The 17,888-nt window shown below is 33.1% G+C and carries 18 protein-coding genes; 3 read left to right on the plus strand and 15 right to left on the minus strand.

What is annotated here, in order from left to right; all coding sequences use genetic code 11:
- Positions 1-6: 6 nt before the first annotated feature.
- Positions 7-222 carry a hypothetical protein gene (locus tag Z053_RS0101690; RefSeq protein ID WP_025663301.1) on the minus strand — a complete coding sequence of 72 codons (216 nt, stop codon included), beginning with the start codon at positions 220-222 and terminating at the stop codon, positions 7-9.
- A 178-nt stretch (positions 223-400) separates the two neighbouring features.
- Here Z053_RS0101690 and Z053_RS0101695 point away from each other — a divergent pair, with 178 nt between their 5' ends.
- The 3 genes from Z053_RS0101695 to Z053_RS0101705 all read left to right on the plus strand — a co-directional run bounded on the left by Z053_RS0101695 (position 401) and on the right by Z053_RS0101705 (position 3,475).
- On the plus strand, positions 401-1,648 hold the full coding sequence (locus Z053_RS0101695) for a TnsA endonuclease N-terminal domain-containing protein (protein ID WP_025663302.1): 1,248 nt from the start codon (positions 401-403) through the stop codon (positions 1,646-1,648).
- Positions 1,645-2,595 (plus strand): hypothetical protein, encoded by a 951-nt coding sequence (locus Z053_RS0101700; RefSeq protein ID WP_025663303.1) that lies wholly within the window; start codon positions 1,645-1,647, stop codon positions 2,593-2,595. Before Z053_RS0101695 ends, Z053_RS0101700 begins: the two co-directional genes overlap by 4 nt.
- A 184-nt stretch (positions 2,596-2,779) precedes the next feature.
- A complete protein-coding gene (locus Z053_RS0101705; protein WP_025663304.1) occupies positions 2,780-3,475 on the plus strand; it encodes a hypothetical protein in 696 nt (231 codons plus the stop codon).
- 85 nt (positions 3,476-3,560) lie between these two features.
- On the opposite strand, the gene Z053_RS0101710 is transcribed toward Z053_RS0101705, so the two are convergent.
- From Z053_RS0101710 to Z053_RS0101775, 14 genes are all read right to left on the minus strand, one after another.
- Positions 3,561-4,859: a hypothetical protein gene (locus tag Z053_RS0101710; RefSeq protein WP_152538242.1), complete on the minus strand. Its 1,299-nt coding sequence runs from the start codon at positions 4,857-4,859 to the stop codon at positions 3,561-3,563.
- A 23-nt stretch (positions 4,860-4,882) separates the two neighbouring features.
- The gene (locus tag Z053_RS0101715; RefSeq protein ID WP_025663306.1) at positions 4,883-5,926 is read right to left on the minus strand and encodes an exodeoxyribonuclease VII large subunit; all 1,044 of its coding nucleotides are present in this window, start codon (positions 5,924-5,926) and stop codon (positions 4,883-4,885) included.
- A 196-nt stretch (positions 5,927-6,122) separates the two neighbouring features.
- Positions 6,123-6,941: an adenine nucleotide alpha hydrolase family protein gene (locus Z053_RS0101720; protein WP_025663307.1), complete on the minus strand. Its 819-nt coding sequence runs from the start codon at positions 6,939-6,941 to the stop codon at positions 6,123-6,125.
- An 8-nt stretch (positions 6,942-6,949) separates the two neighbouring features.
- Entirely contained in the window at positions 6,950-7,897 is a 948-nt protein-coding gene (locus Z053_RS0101725; RefSeq protein ID WP_152538243.1) for a zonular occludens toxin domain-containing protein, read from the minus strand.
- Positions 7,898-7,904: 7 nt separating this feature from the next.
- Entirely contained in the window at positions 7,905-8,864 is a 960-nt protein-coding gene (locus Z053_RS0101730) for a hypothetical protein (RefSeq protein ID WP_025663309.1), read from the minus strand.
- 6 nt (positions 8,865-8,870) lie between these two features.
- Positions 8,871-9,326: a hypothetical protein gene (locus tag Z053_RS0101735; RefSeq protein WP_025663310.1), complete on the minus strand. Its 456-nt coding sequence runs from the start codon at positions 9,324-9,326 to the stop codon at positions 8,871-8,873.
- A gap of 20 nt (positions 9,327-9,346) precedes the next feature.
- Entirely contained in the window at positions 9,347-9,835 is a 489-nt protein-coding gene (locus tag Z053_RS0101740; protein WP_025663311.1) for a hypothetical protein, read from the minus strand.
- Positions 9,836-9,858: 23 nt separating this feature from the next.
- Positions 9,859-10,125 (minus strand): hypothetical protein, encoded by a 267-nt coding sequence (locus Z053_RS0101745; RefSeq protein WP_025663312.1) that lies wholly within the window; start codon positions 10,123-10,125, stop codon positions 9,859-9,861.
- A gap of 5 nt (positions 10,126-10,130) precedes the next feature.
- Entirely contained in the window at positions 10,131-10,799 is a 669-nt protein-coding gene (locus Z053_RS0101750; protein WP_025663313.1) for a hypothetical protein, read from the minus strand.
- A gap of 18 nt (positions 10,800-10,817) precedes the next feature.
- On the minus strand, positions 10,818-11,177 hold the full coding sequence (locus tag Z053_RS0101755) for a hypothetical protein (protein ID WP_025663314.1): 360 nt from the start codon (positions 11,175-11,177) through the stop codon (positions 10,818-10,820).
- Between the two features lie 3 nt (positions 11,178-11,180).
- On the minus strand, positions 11,181-11,525 hold the full coding sequence (locus Z053_RS0101760) for a hypothetical protein (RefSeq protein WP_025663315.1): 345 nt from the start codon (positions 11,523-11,525) through the stop codon (positions 11,181-11,183).
- Complete coding sequence (locus Z053_RS0101765; protein WP_025663316.1) at positions 11,522-12,541, minus strand: DUF7192 family protein; 1,020 nt, start codon at positions 12,539-12,541, stop codon at positions 11,522-11,524. The genes Z053_RS0101760 and Z053_RS0101765 overlap by 4 nt, the downstream gene beginning before the upstream one ends.
- 9 nt (positions 12,542-12,550) lie before the next feature.
- Complete coding sequence (locus Z053_RS0101770) at positions 12,551-13,450, minus strand: AAA family ATPase (protein WP_241459801.1); 900 nt, start codon at positions 13,448-13,450, stop codon at positions 12,551-12,553.
- A gap of 85 nt (positions 13,451-13,535) precedes the next feature.
- Positions 13,536-17,879 (minus strand): strawberry notch C-terminal domain-containing protein, encoded by a 4,344-nt coding sequence (locus Z053_RS0101775; protein ID WP_241459802.1) that lies wholly within the window; start codon positions 17,877-17,879, stop codon positions 13,536-13,538.
- Positions 17,880-17,888: the final 9 nt, after the last annotated feature.

Consider the following 17,888-nt stretch of genomic DNA (forward strand, 5'->3'; position numbering starts at 1 on the left):
ATAAACCTAATTGACAAATTCTAAAGTCCAAAATATAATACTATTCTCATTTTCTATATCTGTTTTTTCATAAAACTGAATAGATTTACCATTAATGCTTACTGTTCTCGTTTGATGAGCATCATCTGGAAACTTACTTACATATTTGACTATATAGATAGCATCTTTGCCTGTAACCTTATAATACTCTAATAGCGTATCTTCTATTCCTATTTTTGTCATTAATTCTTCGATATTACCCAAGATCACAAAAATAGTAACAATTTACAAAACACAAACCTACTTAAAACCAAGTATCATACAACTTGATTTAATCTATTCTTCAGTAGAAAAATCTAAAAAAAATAGATAAATTTAGAGTTCAAAACTTAATGTAAACTCTTAGAACCTAAATATTAAAATGACTCCTATTGGTCAATACTTTATAGATGTATTCTATGGAACCTTAATAACTTCCAGACCAAACGCTAAGAAGAAATCCAAGAAAGATCGAAATATTGAAATTTTGAGAAAGTGCTATGATTTTGATAAATCATCATTTCTTGATTTTACGGATATAGCCTTTGAATATAACCTAACCAAAGAAAGAATTCGTCAAATACATGATAGTTCTTTACAAAAAATAGTAGCTTCTGGGAGTATTAATTCCAAAGACACCATACCCTCCATAAAACTTATTAATTTTACTAAAAAGACTTTTGATAAACATAAGATTAATAATGATAACATTCAGGTAATTCTATTTTGGAAAGAAAACCTACCTGAGTTCCCTGGAGAAATAGTTACCCGCTTACTCTCCCATTTAATTTTTGAGAAAAAAGAGGAGAGAGTAGCTATTATTAATCAATTTAAAAGATGGAGAACCTCTGAATTTAAGAAAAAACGTAAAGCCGAACAGAACAAGTTTCGTAGAGAAGGTGAACTCAAACTAATAAACCAAAACCAACAAGAAGCATTACGAAATGTGATATGGTTTGATAAAAGGACAAAATGGAAATTAGATAGTATAAAATTGACCCCAAAAAGGCAAGTAAATACTGATTCGGATTTTATTTCTGGTACTATAGAGAGTAAAAAATGCGGAAGGGATATACAATATGAGTCCGGTTTAGAATTGGACTTCATAAACAACATCGAGCAATTTCCAATAGTAAAAACCTATGTCGAACAACCGGTAACTATAGAATATATTTTCAATGGAAAATCACATATATACACTCCTGATTTTGCTGTTTTCTTGAACAATAACCAAGGTGTTTTAGTAGAGGTAAAAGATTTTACAGGAATGGTAGATGCAATAGTACAGCGAAAAATAGAAGCCCTCATAGATTATTGCCAGAAACATGGTTTTGGTTTGCTATTGACTACAGGAAAAGATTATATAGATAAGCTCATGTGTCATACATACAATAAAGATTTTGAGGAAGAATTAAGAAGAAGGTTACAAGAAAAAGGTGGAAGAACAATGTTTTTCAAAGAGTTCAAAATGATAAGGGAGCAATATAATGCCGTGTGGATCGAACTTTTGGTAATTGTTCTTAAAAATGACTGGTGTCTATATCCTATGCCATTCAAGTTAACTATGAGAAACAATCGACAAAAATTTAGAAAGACTATTGTGACCCCAATTTTAAACAAATACAAATGATTACATTAAAATTTATGTCATCTTCACAACTCAATATCAATTCCAACTCCTTTAATTTTGAATGGTTGCGTATTCCAGTTTGCATCATCAAAACAATAACTTTTCCGTTTACAGAAAAACTACATTATTGTATTAAATATCTTTTTTTAACCCCTATAGTTTTACTATTATTTTCTTGTCAACAACCTGGCAACGAAATAGAGTTGCCTTCTTCTAGTTTCTCTAATTTTGACATAAAGAAAAATACTAAGGACTACTTTATAAGTGTAAAACAATTAACTGACAAAAAATATCAAATTATATACAGGGATACTATTGTTGCGAGATTAGATTCAACACTTCACAGCAAAATAATTGATTTAAAAGAGAGTAATAGAGGGTATCACGAATATCCTTCAATAATGCTAAGTCTGGATAAAAATTTACCTTATGATGATTATAAAGAATTGACGACAGAATTCCGTAAACTCTATTACCACAGGTTTGTATTAAAACTCGGTAATCATGAACACTTTAGAACCTATATGTTTCCTTACCAAAAAATTGAAAATAAATATCTTGAACCTAGAATTTCAACTAATAAAGCTCCTTCTATATATAATGAGTTTAGGTCTTATTTTGAAGAAAATAAATATGTGATTTTTAGTCTAAAAAACGAATCATTTATTGTTAATGATTCAAAAGGAAATCTTATTGAGGATTATGTGGAATATGCATTACAACATAAAAAATTCATAACATTTTACACTTTACATCCCAGTGCTACTTATCAAGATTACATTGATTTAATTTCACATATTGAATCTTTGCACACAACTATTAAAGACACTATTGAACATCAAACCAACATAACGTATCAAGAACTTAATGATACTTATATGTTTGCTCTCATGGAAGAAATGTACCTACAACATTACAGTACTTTTGATGATAGTCATAATCATTGATCTATTTATACAAAACCGTAACTAAAAACGAAATTCTCTTTTTGCTAATTGTTTGGACTGGATAATACCAACCCAGCCTAACGTTTATATAAATCATATTAATAATTTAATTCGAGGTATATTTGAATATCATTGCTCACAAACAAGTGATAATGGAAAGTATTAAACTTGGAATTACCTGAATATGATCTATGAAAACACCTATATAGGAACTTTTATTTACCTTTTTGGATATTATGCTGGTATAAACGGCTTGGAAAAACTTACGTCTTTTAACTTATATCAACAAACACCTAAAGACAAAACAGTAGGGGATTTATTAAGTTCAATTGGAGGTAGAAATTTTATTTTCGAATTTAAAAGAACTAAAGAAAGAATAAAAACAGAATTTGATAAAAAGCAAAGAGTAAAACTATTGCAATTCTTAGGAAAGAATCAGGAATATAGATTATTATCACAAAAATTACATTTTATTGCATATCCGGATAATAATGATTTTATGATTGATTTTTATATTAAGGTTAAAAATATTAATAATCTAAAACCTTTAGGTTTTAAATCGTTCTGTAATGGGATTTTGAATGATAGTCTTAGTTTCGATTCAAACGATACTTCTGAAAAACTTGGAGGAACTCATGATGAGCTTAAAAAATACATTTTACTATTAAATCAATTTTCTCCACCATCTAAAAAATCTGGTGGCGGCCGATATTCAGGGATAATGGTGAATTATAATAAAGAGAGGAATGAAATTAACTTTTATGAATATGAGGATATCTTAACATTAAAAAAAGAAATAATACTTGATTTAGGCATAGAAAATAAAAAGACTAAAAATATAGATAAAGACAAGGATTATGGACATTATAATAGCTTGTAACTTTTGTGTTGAAAAATTTAGATGAATATCCCAATGATATTATTATATTTTTATTCCAAATTAAATTTAACTGTTCAAAGTACAACTAAAAAGAGATGTATCCGGAAAAATCAAAATCATCGAAACGTGAATTAATTTTATTCTTTATTTGACCAATAGTATGCGAAGCATCTCTTCGATTATAAATCTGCCCATTTTTATCTATTCTTTTGAGTAAAATTTTAAAGTCTTCTTCTGAAAACTTGTCTAAATTAGGAAGAATTAGCATATTATAACGATTATCCGCTTCGTTATAATTACTACTTTCCCCAAACATTTCTATTAAAAATAAATTTGCTTCTTCAATATCTCCATTACTTCTTGCATATTCTGCAACTTCCATTATTGTTTGAGCAGATATATGTGCATAATCATATTCTCTATTCCAATCCTTTCGATATTTAATAATATTTAGCAAATGAGTTCGAATATCTCCTGAAATAAACCAAGCATAAGTTTCTAAATCAGCATTTTTTCGTGTAACACTTTGTATTAAAACCTTTGCACTATCGGTCAGTATATCAAAGAACTCTGGATAATAATTTAAAAGTCTAATATAAAGTACTATTAACTTTTCATTAAAATCACTGTAGTAATCTTTTTCTTCAAGTATGATGTTTTGATACTTTTTAAAATTATTATCAATCATCAATTTAAGAGCTTTAAAATTAATCTTTCTATTCTCTTGTGACTTTTCATCAGTGGTTTTGAACACAATTCTCCAAAGTGATTTAAACACACTATTTTCTACTTTTGAATTGAATTTCTTAAAATATCTGGAAAACAAATGTTTTTTTAAATCTTCTTCGTTATCTATATCTATCATTGATTTAATTCGAGAAAGATTATCCAGAAAATCATGAAAAATATTCTTTGATAAAATTGGTGGTTTTGTTAACACACCTTCTAACGCATTTCTAATGTGTGCTCTTGTAGTTTCTTTATTAGGTTGATATAAATCGTAGCCATCCGATAATAAAACGGGATGGGCACATAAGTTACGAAGGCTTTGTAAACTGTTAAGGTTTGATTCATCAGCGGGTTCTAATAAATTTGTTCTTTCAAAAACCCAATTGACCAATTTTTTCTCCCAATCAGGGGATTTAGGATTTTTTTCTTTTAATTCTTCAATTTCATCCAATATTTTAATCGCTTTTTCATCAGCATATATGTCCTTTAAATCTTGTAACTTATATAATAAATCAGTAATTACAATTGAATAAAGCATGACAATTGCTGACCTATAACTATTCCCATAATATGATTTAACAACTTCATTAAAATATTCCTTAGTCCTAGACGAATGTATTTTTTCTGTTGCAAACTCAATTGAGAAATCTCTCATAAAACTTAATTCAGTTATTAAAATTATTTTAAAAAATATATGATTAAAAAGCTGAGTATCATAAAAACAATACAACCAATAAGGATCTTGGTAAGTTGAGTAATTCTTTGTGACAAGATCTCTTTTTCCGCCTTAAACACCTTCATTTTTTGTTGTATTTCATCTTTATGCAATTCCTTATTTTTTACGATAACATGCTTCAAGTTATCTTGACCATTCTTAATAGCTCTATCTTTATCAACAAGTTTTTGCAATGCTGTTCCAAACGCACTGGGTGTAGCATAGCCAATGTCGGCAACTTTTTCCAGTAAAGTTTGATCTTCTTGATGACCTATTGCGGTTATAATTGGAATATTAGTTTCAAGAAATTTTTTACATAAATCTTCTTCATTAAATATCTCTAAACCAGATCCACCACCTCTTACAATTGCAATTGCACAATATTTCTCGTATTCTAAAGTATCAAGAAGTTCAAAATAAGGAGTTTTTGAAGAAAGATTAATACGTCTTATTTCTATATCATAATAATCTTTATCTTCTAGTTGATTGTAGAAATCATTAACAATGATACTTGTTGCACCTGTTAAGAAGAGTAATTTTGGTTGTTCCTTACGATAAAGCTGTTCAAAAAAAAGTGCTTCAACATTCACTAAACCTCTATCATATCTTTCTCTTATTAAATTATATTTACTTTCTGGAATAAGTTGTATTTCTTCTTTACTCTTTTTAAAAGTATCGGGAACAAACAATATATTTAAACTAGAATTCCATATTGTTTTAGTAATCTCAATTCTACCAATAAAATCATAATATTCTCCATTGGTAAGAATACGTTTCTGTTTTTCAGTAAGGAATAAAGTAATGAATTCTTGAGAGTCAGTATCTTTTAATTTATCATAATAGTATCCTCCTTTTCCTCTTTTACTGTCAATATAATGTCCACTGATTTTAAATTTTTGACCATTACATGATGAATGTAATGAGTTTCTATATACAGAAAGTAACCCATTAACATTTAATTCAATAATAGATGATGTAGAAGACTCTGTAGTTCCTGTATCACTCATTCTTTATGCATTCTAAAATATTGCAGTATTAACCTATCTCAAAAATAAGTGTTTAATTTAATATCCATAGAAAAAAAATAAGAGGAATTCTTCTCTATAAGTAGAAATATGGTATAACCGTAATTCCACACTTTTCTTTTCATACTTTTATCCTATCCTTTGGTAAGTTACACTCGTGTTTTAAAAACAACCTTTCTTAAATCCCACAAACACCACTACACTCATCTATTAATTCTGGAAACATATTGAGTTGTTTTGATGCTAATTCTTTGCCTTTTAGTATATCTACTATAACTTCTTTAAGTGGTCTACAGGAGCGATGTAAATAGCATTCATTATTAATACCAGGATAACACCTTATCTTTTCATCCAATGAAACCGTAGCAGCAAAATTATCAGGTTCATTTTCATAAATCCATAACCAATAATTATCGGAATGGTATGGACATATTACACAACTAGATCGAACAGGAACAGGGATTCGCTTTGCCTTAAAATTGTTTATGCAATCAATACGTTTTATTCTATTTTCTATTAATGGAAATCTATGTTTAATCCATTTAACATTGGCTTCTTTCATTCGTTGCATTTCATCATAACTTATACCTAACCATAAGGACACTTTTTTGACTTTTGGTAATAGCTTACGAATCTGTCTTCTTACAGGTCGGATTTTATAATCACCAGTACATTGTCTCCTGATAATTGCTTTTTTACCCGTAATGGGATTTTTTGTGTAATATGGAATACCTTCTGAGCTTTTCCGGTCACCATGTAGATACGCCATCGCATCTTTAAAAATGTTTCCTGAAGAAACTACATCAATTGTAAAATTGTATTCTTTATCAACGTATTTCATCAACCACTCCAAGTAATTATACACTCCTTTAGGTTCATTCCCTGTATCCGAAAATATTGCGTGTGAAGGCACTTTATCAAATTCCCCTCTAAGTCCACGTAATAGAAGATCTGTGGACTGTGTTCCAGCCCCCAATGAAATAATAGTATGTTCCATAGTTTTTTTTAAACTGGATTCGCCAGTTTGTCATCGTGATAGCGCAAGTAATCTGCAATCAGCTTAATAATAGCCGCATTTCGATTTGGATAAATCGCTTTGTCATAAAAATCCCGTTCATTCAACATCATACGAATAGTCGACTTTTCTTCCTGATCGATAAACCGTTTGCAAGCCCTGATATATGCAGCTCTGGTACATCCGCTGACTTTTCGTCTACGCATATCGATATACACAAAAAAGCTTCTTTGTTTTTTATATTCCTCTTCTGTTGTAAACTTTCCTTCATCCATAGCCCTTGAACATAGGTCATACTGTTCATTAATAATGAGTTGAGCTATTCTAACAATAGGGTAATTTGGGATTCTTTCCTTATATTTTGTGATTGGGTCAACTTGATGATGAAGCCGAATCCAAGTACAAGCTTGAAACTGAGTGGTAGTAACTTTTCCTAACGATTGATGTGAAAATAATATATCGATCCCTTTATGCCTTACAGTTGTCAATGCCCCTATCAAAGATTGACCTTTTGCACCCGTCATATAACTATCTGTATCGTCTAATACTATAAGTCCATTTTTAAAATGATTAACGATTTTTTCAGCTACTTCTCTCTTTTCAATATTACTCATTGCTTTACTACCTTTCTTGAAAGGAAGGATTCTTCTAGCTGCAACTTTTGTTAGAGCTTTAATGTGATTAGGGCTTACAGTTCGGAATGTGGGATAGTCGTGTCCATTCGTATCAAATGCCAAAACCTTTCGACCTTTTTTACCTTTTTCTGGATTATCTCTCATATAAAACTTGATCTCCAGATTGGTTCTATAAGTTTTTCCGACTCCCATCTCTCCAATGATAAGCATCACAAACGGATCACGTTCTAAATCTTCATTACTGTATACAATTGGTTTTCTACCTCTTGTAGATCTTTTCTTAGTACGCGATTTCGTTGCCATACCTTCCTCATTTTGTGCTATCTTCTGCCACTTCGATAATCGAGTTTTCCATTCTTGGTTCTTCATCATACTCTTCTTGAACAATTACAGGGTCTATTACTTCTTTTTCGTTTATGGATACTTCATCTTTCCTTGATTCAGGTTTTCCATTAATTTCCTCATAAGCTGCGTCAAGTATGTCTCTTCCATCATCATCAGTTTCCAAGTCTTGATCTGAATACCCTTTTTCCTCCCGCACGATATCCAAAATACGCTCTACTAACAGGTCATTTTCTGCTTTGATCTCCATAACTACGCGACCTTTCTTAAATAGAATGGATAACACCACAGCCATTAACTGTCTCTCTGGAGTCAGTTTTTTTGCTTTTCTTTTTAAGATTTGAACCAGCAATGGTTTTATCATTGCTTTATCTTCCTTATCAAGTTTGATCCGCTTTACATTCTTTTCATTCTGAATCTCAATGAGTTCTATTATTTCTTCAAAATCATAAAACTCTTTGTGTTTTTTGATCTTGACAAAAAACCCCCCTCCTAGATCAATAAGATTGTTAACCGTTCCAAAAATGCTATCAGCAGCTTGTTTAGCAGCATCCGTCGGTAATTCAAACTCCTCCTTCTCGGTATCATTCTTTGCCCCTGAATCTTCATCATCCGTATTTGAATCGCTTCTGATTTCTTCTCCAATTTCCTGTTCTGGTGCATCCAAAGGCGTTTCATCTCTTACATCAAAATTTTCTTGCTTCATTTCTTTTCTTGACTTTTGTTCTTCCATTCTTGGGGCAGTCCGTTGTCCTGATTTATCTGGTTTCCAGATATTCCAATCATTAGGTTTGGTTACACCCGCAATTTCCTTTTCAATGACCGCCTGATTTAATGGACTAAGTTCCTCGTCTTGTATATTTTCAAAACCAATATCTGTTGGTTTTTTTAACACATCTATCACTTCTTGTGCTAACTCTTTCTTCATATCTTCTTAATCTATTTTTGTTATAAATTGAATAAGGTTTTCCTCTAGTGCTTCGTACTTACCAACAAAGGATTTATTAAATTGAGGAACTGACAAAGCTTCTTTACATTTATTGATGTGGTAATACGCCCCAAATTTTCCCTGATCAAAATGTTTCGCTATCTCACTATAACTTAACCTTGTGTACTGGTTCAAAATATGATAGCTTGCCATACGCGCTTCTTTAAACTCCTTGGTAGTTTTCCCTTCTACATTTTTATGCTCAACTCCAAAAATTTTGTATCCTTCAGAGATCACAAAAGTTGTAATCAGTTCAATACGCTGCTTTTTATGTTTTCGAATCTTCGTCGTACCTGATAATTGCCGTATAATTTTAATGGTCTTTGGCATCCCAAATTTCCCAATCAGCTTATCAATTCCTTGCTGTAAGTCTGAATACTCTTTCCCCTGTATTTTTTCCATACTGCATCCCTTTCATTAGTTTAGTTACTTGGAATTATGTCAAATCGGTAATAAAAAAAAGAGGTTCTTTTAAGCGTGTGTTTACCTATTGTTTCACCTCCTGAAATTCTGGTTTTTAACCCCATAGCAACCAGTTTTGACCTTTTAATACCTTTGGTTCTTTTCATCTTTACTAACTCATCCAAAATCATTTCATCAGATTTCGCCTTGGTTGAAACCTTTTTTTTGGGTGGAGTTTTCTTGATGACTTCTATTTTCTCTGGAGAAGAAGAATGCTCATTATTTGTAAGCTTATCCTCATATTCTTCCTCAATATCTTCTAGGATTTCGATATCTAATTGTTCTACTTGCTCCAACAACTCCTGAAGGTCAGGTTCTTGAATCGTTTCTAATAGTTCATGTAATCGATAAAAAATGTCGATCTTCTCCTGTATTGGTTCTGGAAGGTCTATAACTTTTAACTTATTTTCCTTCAAGAAATGTTTGAATTGAATCACCTTATATTCCATAACTTTTTCTTGTTTTTAAATGATTATGCCATCTGGCTATTTCTTTTTTCACTTGTTACCGCATTTTCAATCCCCTTCGATATGAGTGCGGTTAAAACAGAAGTGACAGCAACTACCGTAAGTGTTTGTAGTAATTCCTTACCTTTTGGGATTCCAAACTTGAAAGATTTACTATTTGCATTCTTACCGAGGTTGTAATACAACAATGCTTCAGCTAAACCAATTGCTACACCTGCACCAGTTACAATCATTACTGTCTTATCTCTTTTCTTATTTTTTTCTCTTTTCATACTCTCTATTTAGCTTCTATTTTTTCTTCTATTTTTTCAAAGCGCTCCTCTAGTTCTTTATTATCTTTCTGTCCTCGGATAGCGTTCATCCCATAGATTTTTAACAGGCTGCGATGCGTGTTTTTAAGTAGTTTTTTGGATTCCTTTTGTACTTCAAGATTCCCTTCTAGCTTCTCAGGAATTAAATTTCCTAAAGCGATAATATGCCCTCGTATTTTGATATAGGGTGAAGGTTTTGGTTTTGGCCCTTCTTCTTTTCTTTTCTCTTCGTTATACTTTTTAATCTTTACACGACATTGTTTGATTTCGTCAAGAACTGCATCCACATCCTTTTTGGTTGCTGTTCTTTTAGGTTTGTCTTTTGTACTACTTTTTTGCTCTTTTTTAGATGTAGATTTCTTTTCATCTTTTTTAGATGGACTCTTTTTTTGTGATTTTGAGGTTTCTGGTTTTTCTTCCTCCGGATCTGCACAAGGGTTTTGGACTACCGCATCTGGAGATATTTGTATGACCACATTGTATATCTCTTTAATATTCTCTGCTGCGTTTTTTTCAAAAATTTCTTTGGATTTAACTTCTGAATAATCATTAATAAGTTCTTGTACTTCTAATCGTAATTCTTCTGGTTGTACTTTAGAAATATCTAATTTTAATAAATCCTGTATTGTTGCCATTTTTGTTGTTTTTAAGGGTTATGCACTCTTTGTATTCAAGCCTAGATTTAATTTGATTTTCAAAATTTTAATCTTCCTTGCTCGCTCTCTTTCTCGAATTTGTATTTCCTCTACGGAAAGTTCCTTTTTTGATTCTGCATTTTCCTTTGAAGGGGTTTTTGAAGCGCTTTTGGAATCACGGTTCAATAGCATATATAAAAGTTCGTCTGCTTCTTGTACTTTAACATTGGCAATACTGAACCCTTTAGACTCATTTTTAATTACTTCAAAGGCTTGTACGGGATCAAGTTTCCTTTTGGTTCTTGTTAAAATTTCTTCCTGATTCTGGATCTCAACTGCTTTCAGGTCTTTTACTTTTGTATCTTTTGTCTTGTACATAATTTAAAGGGTATGATCGATTGAAAATTCTTGTTTATAAAGTGTTGTCAAACTCAAAAAGAACTCGTTCGCTTCTTCTTGATCCGAATAATGAATAGAACAGTTTTGTGGAGTGCCATCCATATCAAAACATTCGTAACGATAGCATTGTACTGGGCGATCAACATTGCTAATATCAATGGTTGTCCACCGTAAGATTCTGGTTTTTTTATGCATCGATGATTCCATAATTCTGAAATCTCTGCAATGCTCCTTGTACGCCTTATTAATCTCAACGGCTCTATTCATCATAGTATTGATGATATTCTTGGTAATATTTTGAGTATCCTCAGTATTCTTCTTTTTCATTTTCCAATAATTTGCTGGGTGTAATTCTCTATAATCTGTGTGACTTCATTGATTGCTGCGTCTATGGAATAACTCTGTTCAAAAACAGCATAGCGATCTTGCTTCTCTGTTATTTCCTTTACAAAATCTTTCCCCATATTTTCCTTTAATGATCCTAACCCATCAGGTATGTTTAGTCCAAAATGATCGCTTAATGCAATAAGTGACTTAAATCCTCTATAGCGAAAATATCTTGGGTCACTGGTCATCAAAAGCAATTGGTTCTTATCTAATCTATCTTGAAACCTCTTAATTCTAATAACACTCATAGCTACACTGCTATTAAAAGAAGTCCCTAATAGTGCATTCACTTCTACTGCCACTCCTCGTATCTCCATAAACTCAACTAATTCAGCACACGCCAAACCAACATATAAGAGTGCATCACCTTCTACTCTTGCATTACCTCCTGCCATCAGATATAATCTCAAAGCTGGATAAGAGGATTTTCTATCTTTGAAATAAGCAAACACACTTTTGACCGCAGTCGTTTTATTTGAGGTGTCTAATTCGATTTGAAGTTGACTAATAGTATTTTCAACTGGATTTTTTGACGCGCTAGGTTGTAATCGATATAATCCCATAGCTGCGCGATCAAAGGAAAAAACTCCTAAACCTCTGTCATTATATGCCACCTTTGGTTTTGAAAGGATTTGACTATCCATTAGCTTTATATACTCGGCTAACTTGTCTTTGATCTTAGGCTGAATTGTCCGCAATAGTTCCATTCCAAGAAAGTATCTATGCGTATTCAATTCACTTACGTTTTTTGGGCTTGGTGATCCATACCAAGTACTACCTCTCCTAATCGATGTAGTTATTCTTTCATTCATCCGTTTCAATACGCCACGATTATTTTCATTCAAGGAAGCAGATTGTATATCCACAAAGTCATTAAATACTTGTACACTATCGAAAAAGGAATAATAAGTGGTTCTTCTTCCTCTCTTTTTTATATGTATTTTAGTTACGGCCATAGCAATTCCTTATCCTAATCTCTTTTTATATTCAGTCTTGAACTCATTCAACATTACTACTCCTTTATATGAATTAAGGAAGCCCTCCAGATTTACTTCGAGTTTGATCTTCTTTGCCTTATCATCATTCATTACCATAAAGTAGCTCTCCAATGCATCCTTCAAAGTTTTACCGTTTGGCACTTTTCGATAGGGCTTTCCATGTTCATCTTTTAGTCCCGTAGCCCTTTTCATCTCCAGTTCATAAGCACGTTCCATATTGAGCATTGTTCTAAGGGTCATTATATCCTCAGTATCATCATCACCTATTTCTTTCCCTTCATAGGCTAAAATGGCTTTACGTATTTTTATACATATATCCGCTACAGGAGCATAAACTAATTGACGTTCCAAAACTTCATTAAACCCTATCCTATATATGCACCCACTAAAGCGATCTAAAAGAGATGCATCCTGCTTGTTATTTCCCACATAATTCCCACTTGCTCCTTTGCCTATAACATTTCCTGTTGCAATGCAGCCAAAATCATGGTGTTTTACAATGGGTTCATTAAGTCCATTAAAAATGATGGCTTCAGATTTGGAACTCTTTGCCAATGCATCATTTAATAAGCCTGCGGTATTGGCATCCAATTTGGGCATCTCATCAAGGATGATAATTTTTCCATCTCTCCAAGCTTCTATAAGCGCACCTTCCTTGTACCCTGAAATCGTCTGACCTCCCTTAATGTCAATAGGTGATGTCCATTGATTACAATTTACCACGACAAAGGGTAATGCTTTCTTATCATTTTCGGTTCTTCCAAATAAGGCATAGGCTACCTTTTCTCCTAGTGTCGTTTTACCAGTACCAGCACTTCCTACCAGAAACACATTATTTCCGCTACTCAAATCATCCAGTACCTTCATAAAGTTTGGAATTTGCTTGATCTCTGGAATATCCAAGGTGTATGTTCTTCTTTTCATATCAATTCTATTAAATGTTGATTACTGCTTATGAAGCGGTTTGAAGACTATGATATAGCCTTAACTGATCCAATACTTCATCTATAGCATTAATTTCCTCTATCATATCTTCATAGGCTGTTCTTCCAAGTTCCTCCTCGTTATACCTTCCAAAAACAAACTCAGGATTTCCGTCTTCGTGGGGGTTGTTAGTGATAAAGAACCCCAAAGTATCTTTAGCTTCGTAAAGCGCTTGTTTTGATGCTTCTTCAACAATTGTCTCAAATTCTTTTTCTACTGGAGTACCAATAATTGCTTGCTTCCACGCTCTATAAGGAATCACCACATTTCTGAAAATGGGAATAAGGGAATAGTTGTATTTTTCTTTATCACTTAGGGGTCGAGTATAGGATACCGTACCAAAAGTATATTTTGTGTCTCCTGGTTCTTTGTACTCTGCAAACCCTGTAATTGGATTACTTCCTTGACCATAGGGTCTACCCAATTCATAAGAATAGTTCCCTTCAGTTTCTTTAGTATTCTTATCCCAATCTTTTTGATTTTCAATTTCCCAATCTTCTAATTCTTTTGCTTTACCTAAAAACTGTAAACCATAGGTGTCCAATTGTTTTAAAAAAGCCTTTAGATTGTTCAAGTGAAGTTCTCCTGTCATTTCACCTCCATTTTGTACAAAGTCTGGTAATTCATCCTCAGTCTGACCTTCTGAATGCCTAATTAATTCCCTAAGTTTAGGGTCAATAGCCATTTTATAATTCTCTCCTTTATGGATATATACCTGAAAATAATTCTCTCCAATTCGTTTGAAACGGAGCTGATTCTTTTGATCTGAAAAGAATTCGTCAATAGAAAGGGCTTTGATACTATTGAAGGCTTCTGACATTGGCAAGAGGGCTTTGTTTATGCCATCTTTACCAAATTCTTTATCCATCAGAATGCCATTCTTAATTTCACCTGTTTTGGTATTGTATTTTACTAGCTTGTTTTCTCCTCCGATAGCTCCAGATGCAGCAACAATATTTTCAGTTAAAATCTGTCTGCGTTCTCGTTTAGAAGATGCCTTTTTTATCAGTTCATTCCATTCTATTGGGATCTGCTTTATTTCTTCTTCTGAAATATCAGCACTATGTGTATAAATCAAACTTATATACGCGTGTTCTTCAGGCTGTAATGAATAAGAAATAAGCCTACGGGAATCAGCTACTGCAAATCGTAAATGTATGTTACCATAGGTGTATGGATTTTTGGCAGATGTACCCAACGAAATCCCTAAAAACATACCCCAAGAAGGTTCTTTGGTAGGATTTAGAAATGGTATTTTCAATACTTGTCCAATAGCAAAATAACCAACATATTTTACAATTTGTTTCTTGGTATATTCTAACTTTTGAATATACTCATTTACTGCACTAAGTTTTTCTTCAATCAACTCTTGCAGTTTTTCTCGGTCATTCGCTATTTTATCATTTTCCTCCTCATCGGTACCACTTCCTAAATCAGGTAAACCCTTCAGTTCTTCCCGAAGTTTATGAACAACCTCCATTCGTTTTTCCCTACGTTCTTCAATAAGCAATGGAAATTTCTCGTTGATATCGCGGACTAAGTCCGATTTAACAACCTCTGGTTTTCTACCATCCAAAGCTTTTGTTATTCTACTTTCAACATCTTGTTTGGTTAAGGGACGTTTTAAATTATTAACAATGCTTACTTCCCGAACGGTATCTTTTCCAAAGGGTGTATTTCCACCATTCCCTTGTTGGAACAGGTATCTTTTTTTAATCTCAGCATCTAAGGGAAGAAACTCCGTTTCTAAATCATACGTTCCTTGTTGTTTCTCAAGCTTGATCTGGTGGTCATAGCGCTCTAGTAAAACATTGTATAAATTATCCTGATCCTCCACTAAAAGTAATCCTGCCCGTCCCGTAAGTTGCCTTATAGCACCTTCTTTCCCGTCATTACGTTCGTAGTACTTTCTACCTGTTTTTCTATCCGTTACTTTATGATAGGTTGGATGCCCTAATTTTTGCATCATCTCAGGATTTTCATTAATCCATTGCCAAGCAACTTTATCCCCGTATTTATTTAAAAAATCTGCACTTTTAAGGGTATCATCATTCGTATTTTGAGATCCTGTAGTATTTGCATCCAGTGATTTTAGTTTTGCCTTCAGCATTGTCATTAGTCTACGCTCTGTTGGAATATCACTTGTGATGTAATAGTACTCAGGTAAATTAACCTGTCCCGTTCTATTAATACGCCCTCGTTTTTGTACTTCAATATTGATATCCAACTCAAATTGATGGATAATCATAGTGCGTTGTCTTTGATCTGCAAAATCTTTTGATGCGTGGGCAGAAGAACCTGTACTACCACTTTGATTAATCAGTAATACATCATAATCCCCACCGTTAAATAATCGAAATGATTTCTCGGTATCACTTCTAAAAGAAGACACCACCACATCATCACCATTGTATTGTACTTTTTGATTCCTTCCTGTAACTTCAGTTACCTTAAAAAACTCATCATCGTGCCCTCCTATATGAGAAGGTTTATTCTCCTTTTCTATTAATTGTACCAGTTGGTCAATAGGGGAAATACTAAGCCCTGAACTTTCCAAAAGCATTGCTTTTTTTATTCTGGTATATTCCTCTTGCCCTTTTCTGGACAATTCTTCTACTGCAATACGCTCTCTACTTTTTTTACCCTCAATACCTGTATAGCTGTAGAAGAAAATGCTATTTAATCCTTTAATCAATGTTCTTACAAAATCCAATTCTTCTTTCGGTAGAACATCACCACTTGACAGATTAAGGTCTTTTAAAAATGCTCCCATTGTAGATTTGAAAGCGATGACCACCTTCTTATTCTCTTTTAAAAGTGACACCGTTTTTTTAGCAACTTCTTCAACTTTCAAAGCAAACAGCATTTGGTCTACAATATTGAATACCCTAGAAAAATAAGGAGCTTGTTTTACCCCTAAACCTTTAGGCTTATTATCCATTCTCTCCCCTTGGGCTTTTGCATCCGAGTGGATTAATGCAAGTACCGGTGCTACGTATTCTTCTTCAAATCGAACTACTTCATTCATCAATTTGATGATTCGATTTACACTTGCTCGGTTTTTACTTCGATTTGGTTCTTCATCCAAGGTGATATATTCCACTTTAATACCTTCATTGGAGCGTTGTCTTCTAATGAGTTGACCACTTTCTGCAAGATTAGATGCTACGATTTCCTGAAGTGCTAATCCTCCTTTACGCATAGAAGTTACAAATGCGCCATCCTTTAAACCTGTTTCGGAAATAGCCGTTTTTTTTCCATAGAAAGGCATTACTTCTGGATACTTGGCAAAAGTTGCACTTAAAAAACAACAAGAATGTGTTTTCGGTAACACCTCACGCATCCAATTTCCAATAATAGAATCAAATCCGCCAGCACTATGAGATTCATCCAAAATAAATACCACTTTTTTATAGCGCTTACTCCCTTCAATTCCACTCTCACATATACTTTCTATCCAAGAACGTTTGTAATAACTAGCGGATTGAACTTGACTATAGGTGGTAAAAACCATATCGTAACCACTTGGCAAATAATCTATATTCTCATAGATCGTTACGGTTGGTGTGGTTTCGGGATTCGGTAATTTTCTACCAATTCTTTTATGCCATTCTATAGACTCCAAACTCTCAGTAGCTAAAGTCTTAGAAGTAGTAAGCAATTCTTCTTGAGCTTTTCCCGATAATGGTGTAAATACTACATTCCCATCTGCATCTTTTATTTTTGCTCCTGAGTCGGAACTGGAATTGACAATAAAGGGTTGAATATCTCCAAAACCGATTGCCCTTAAATCGCGATACATATCTGTAAACAAACTAGGACTTTTGGTAAAAAAAATAGGTAAATATCCTTGCATTACTGCGTGGCGAATAACTGCTGCTGCTTGTCTTCCTTTTCCAATCCCCGTTTGATCTCCAATGATAATACCTTGTCCACGTTCAAACTGTGTAAGGTACAATGCCACCGCATCGACCTGTTCTGCCGCAAAAGCCTTCCACAAGGTTGCTGTGGATATATACTTTAATTCATTACGAACGTAATTATCAATATTCCCTTTTTCCTTTACAATACGGTTCAAAGCCTTTTGAACTTCAAAAGCCATATTTCTAGGAATCAGAGTATCCATTTTAAAGCTTGCATTTGATTTTGGCATGTATGGAACAAGGGCAATCTGATCGGCTGCCAGTTTTGCTACTTGTTCTGCATTCTGAGTGAACCCGTCTTGTTCTTGCTGTAATTCGATATTCTCCATAATTCTATTTTTTAAAGGGCTTTCTTCTACTTTTTGTAGCACACCAGCAAGTGACATCATCACTTGCTG

It is taken from the genome of Aquimarina megaterium XH134, from assembly GCF_000520975.1.
GTDB classification, from domain to species: domain Bacteria; phylum Bacteroidota; class Bacteroidia; order Flavobacteriales; family Flavobacteriaceae; genus Aquimarina; species Aquimarina megaterium.

Coding starts and splice junctions, on each gene's coding strand:
- Z053_RS0101690 (WP_025663301.1), bottom strand. CDS start 222: ATGACAAAAATAGGAATAGAAGATACGCTATTAGAGTATTATAAGGTT.
- Z053_RS0101695 (WP_025663302.1), top strand. CDS start 401: ATGACTCCTATTGGTCAATACTTTATAGATGTATTCTATGGAACCTTA.
- Z053_RS0101700 (WP_025663303.1), top strand. CDS start 1,645: ATGATTACATTAAAATTTATGTCATCTTCACAACTCAATATCAATTCC.
- Z053_RS0101705 (WP_025663304.1), top strand. CDS start 2,780: ATGATCTATGAAAACACCTATATAGGAACTTTTATTTACCTTTTTGGA.
- Z053_RS0101710 (WP_152538242.1), bottom strand. CDS start 4,859: ATGAGAGATTTCTCAATTGAGTTTGCAACAGAAAAAATACATTCGTCT.
- Z053_RS0101715 (WP_025663306.1), bottom strand. CDS start 5,926: ATGAGTGATACAGGAACTACAGAGTCTTCTACATCATCTATTATTGAA.
- Z053_RS0101720 (WP_025663307.1), bottom strand. CDS start 6,941: ATGGAACATACTATTATTTCATTGGGGGCTGGAACACAGTCCACAGAT.
- Z053_RS0101725 (WP_152538243.1), bottom strand. CDS start 7,897: ATGGCAACGAAATCGCGTACTAAGAAAAGATCTACAAGAGGTAGAAAA.
- Z053_RS0101730 (WP_025663309.1), bottom strand. CDS start 8,864: ATGAAGAAAGAGTTAGCACAAGAAGTGATAGATGTGTTAAAAAAACCA.
- Z053_RS0101735 (WP_025663310.1), bottom strand. CDS start 9,326: ATGGAAAAAATACAGGGGAAAGAGTATTCAGACTTACAGCAAGGAATT.
- Z053_RS0101740 (WP_025663311.1), bottom strand. CDS start 9,835: ATGGAATATAAGGTGATTCAATTCAAACATTTCTTGAAGGAAAATAAG.
- Z053_RS0101745 (WP_025663312.1), bottom strand. CDS start 10,125: ATGAAAAGAGAAAAAAATAAGAAAAGAGATAAGACAGTAATGATTGTA.
- Z053_RS0101750 (WP_025663313.1), bottom strand. CDS start 10,799: ATGGCAACAATACAGGATTTATTAAAATTAGATATTTCTAAAGTACAA.
- Z053_RS0101755 (WP_025663314.1), bottom strand. CDS start 11,177: ATGTACAAGACAAAAGATACAAAAGTAAAAGACCTGAAAGCAGTTGAG.
- Z053_RS0101760 (WP_025663315.1), bottom strand. CDS start 11,525: ATGAAAAAGAAGAATACTGAGGATACTCAAAATATTACCAAGAATATC.
- Z053_RS0101765 (WP_025663316.1), bottom strand. CDS start 12,541: ATGGCCGTAACTAAAATACATATAAAAAAGAGAGGAAGAAGAACCACT.
- Z053_RS0101770 (WP_241459801.1), bottom strand. CDS start 13,450: ATGAAGGTACTGGATGATTTGAGTAGCGGAAATAATGTGTTTCTGGTA.
- Z053_RS0101775 (WP_241459802.1), bottom strand. CDS start 17,879: ATGATGTCACTTGCTGGTGTGCTACAAAAAGTAGAAGAAAGCCCTTTA.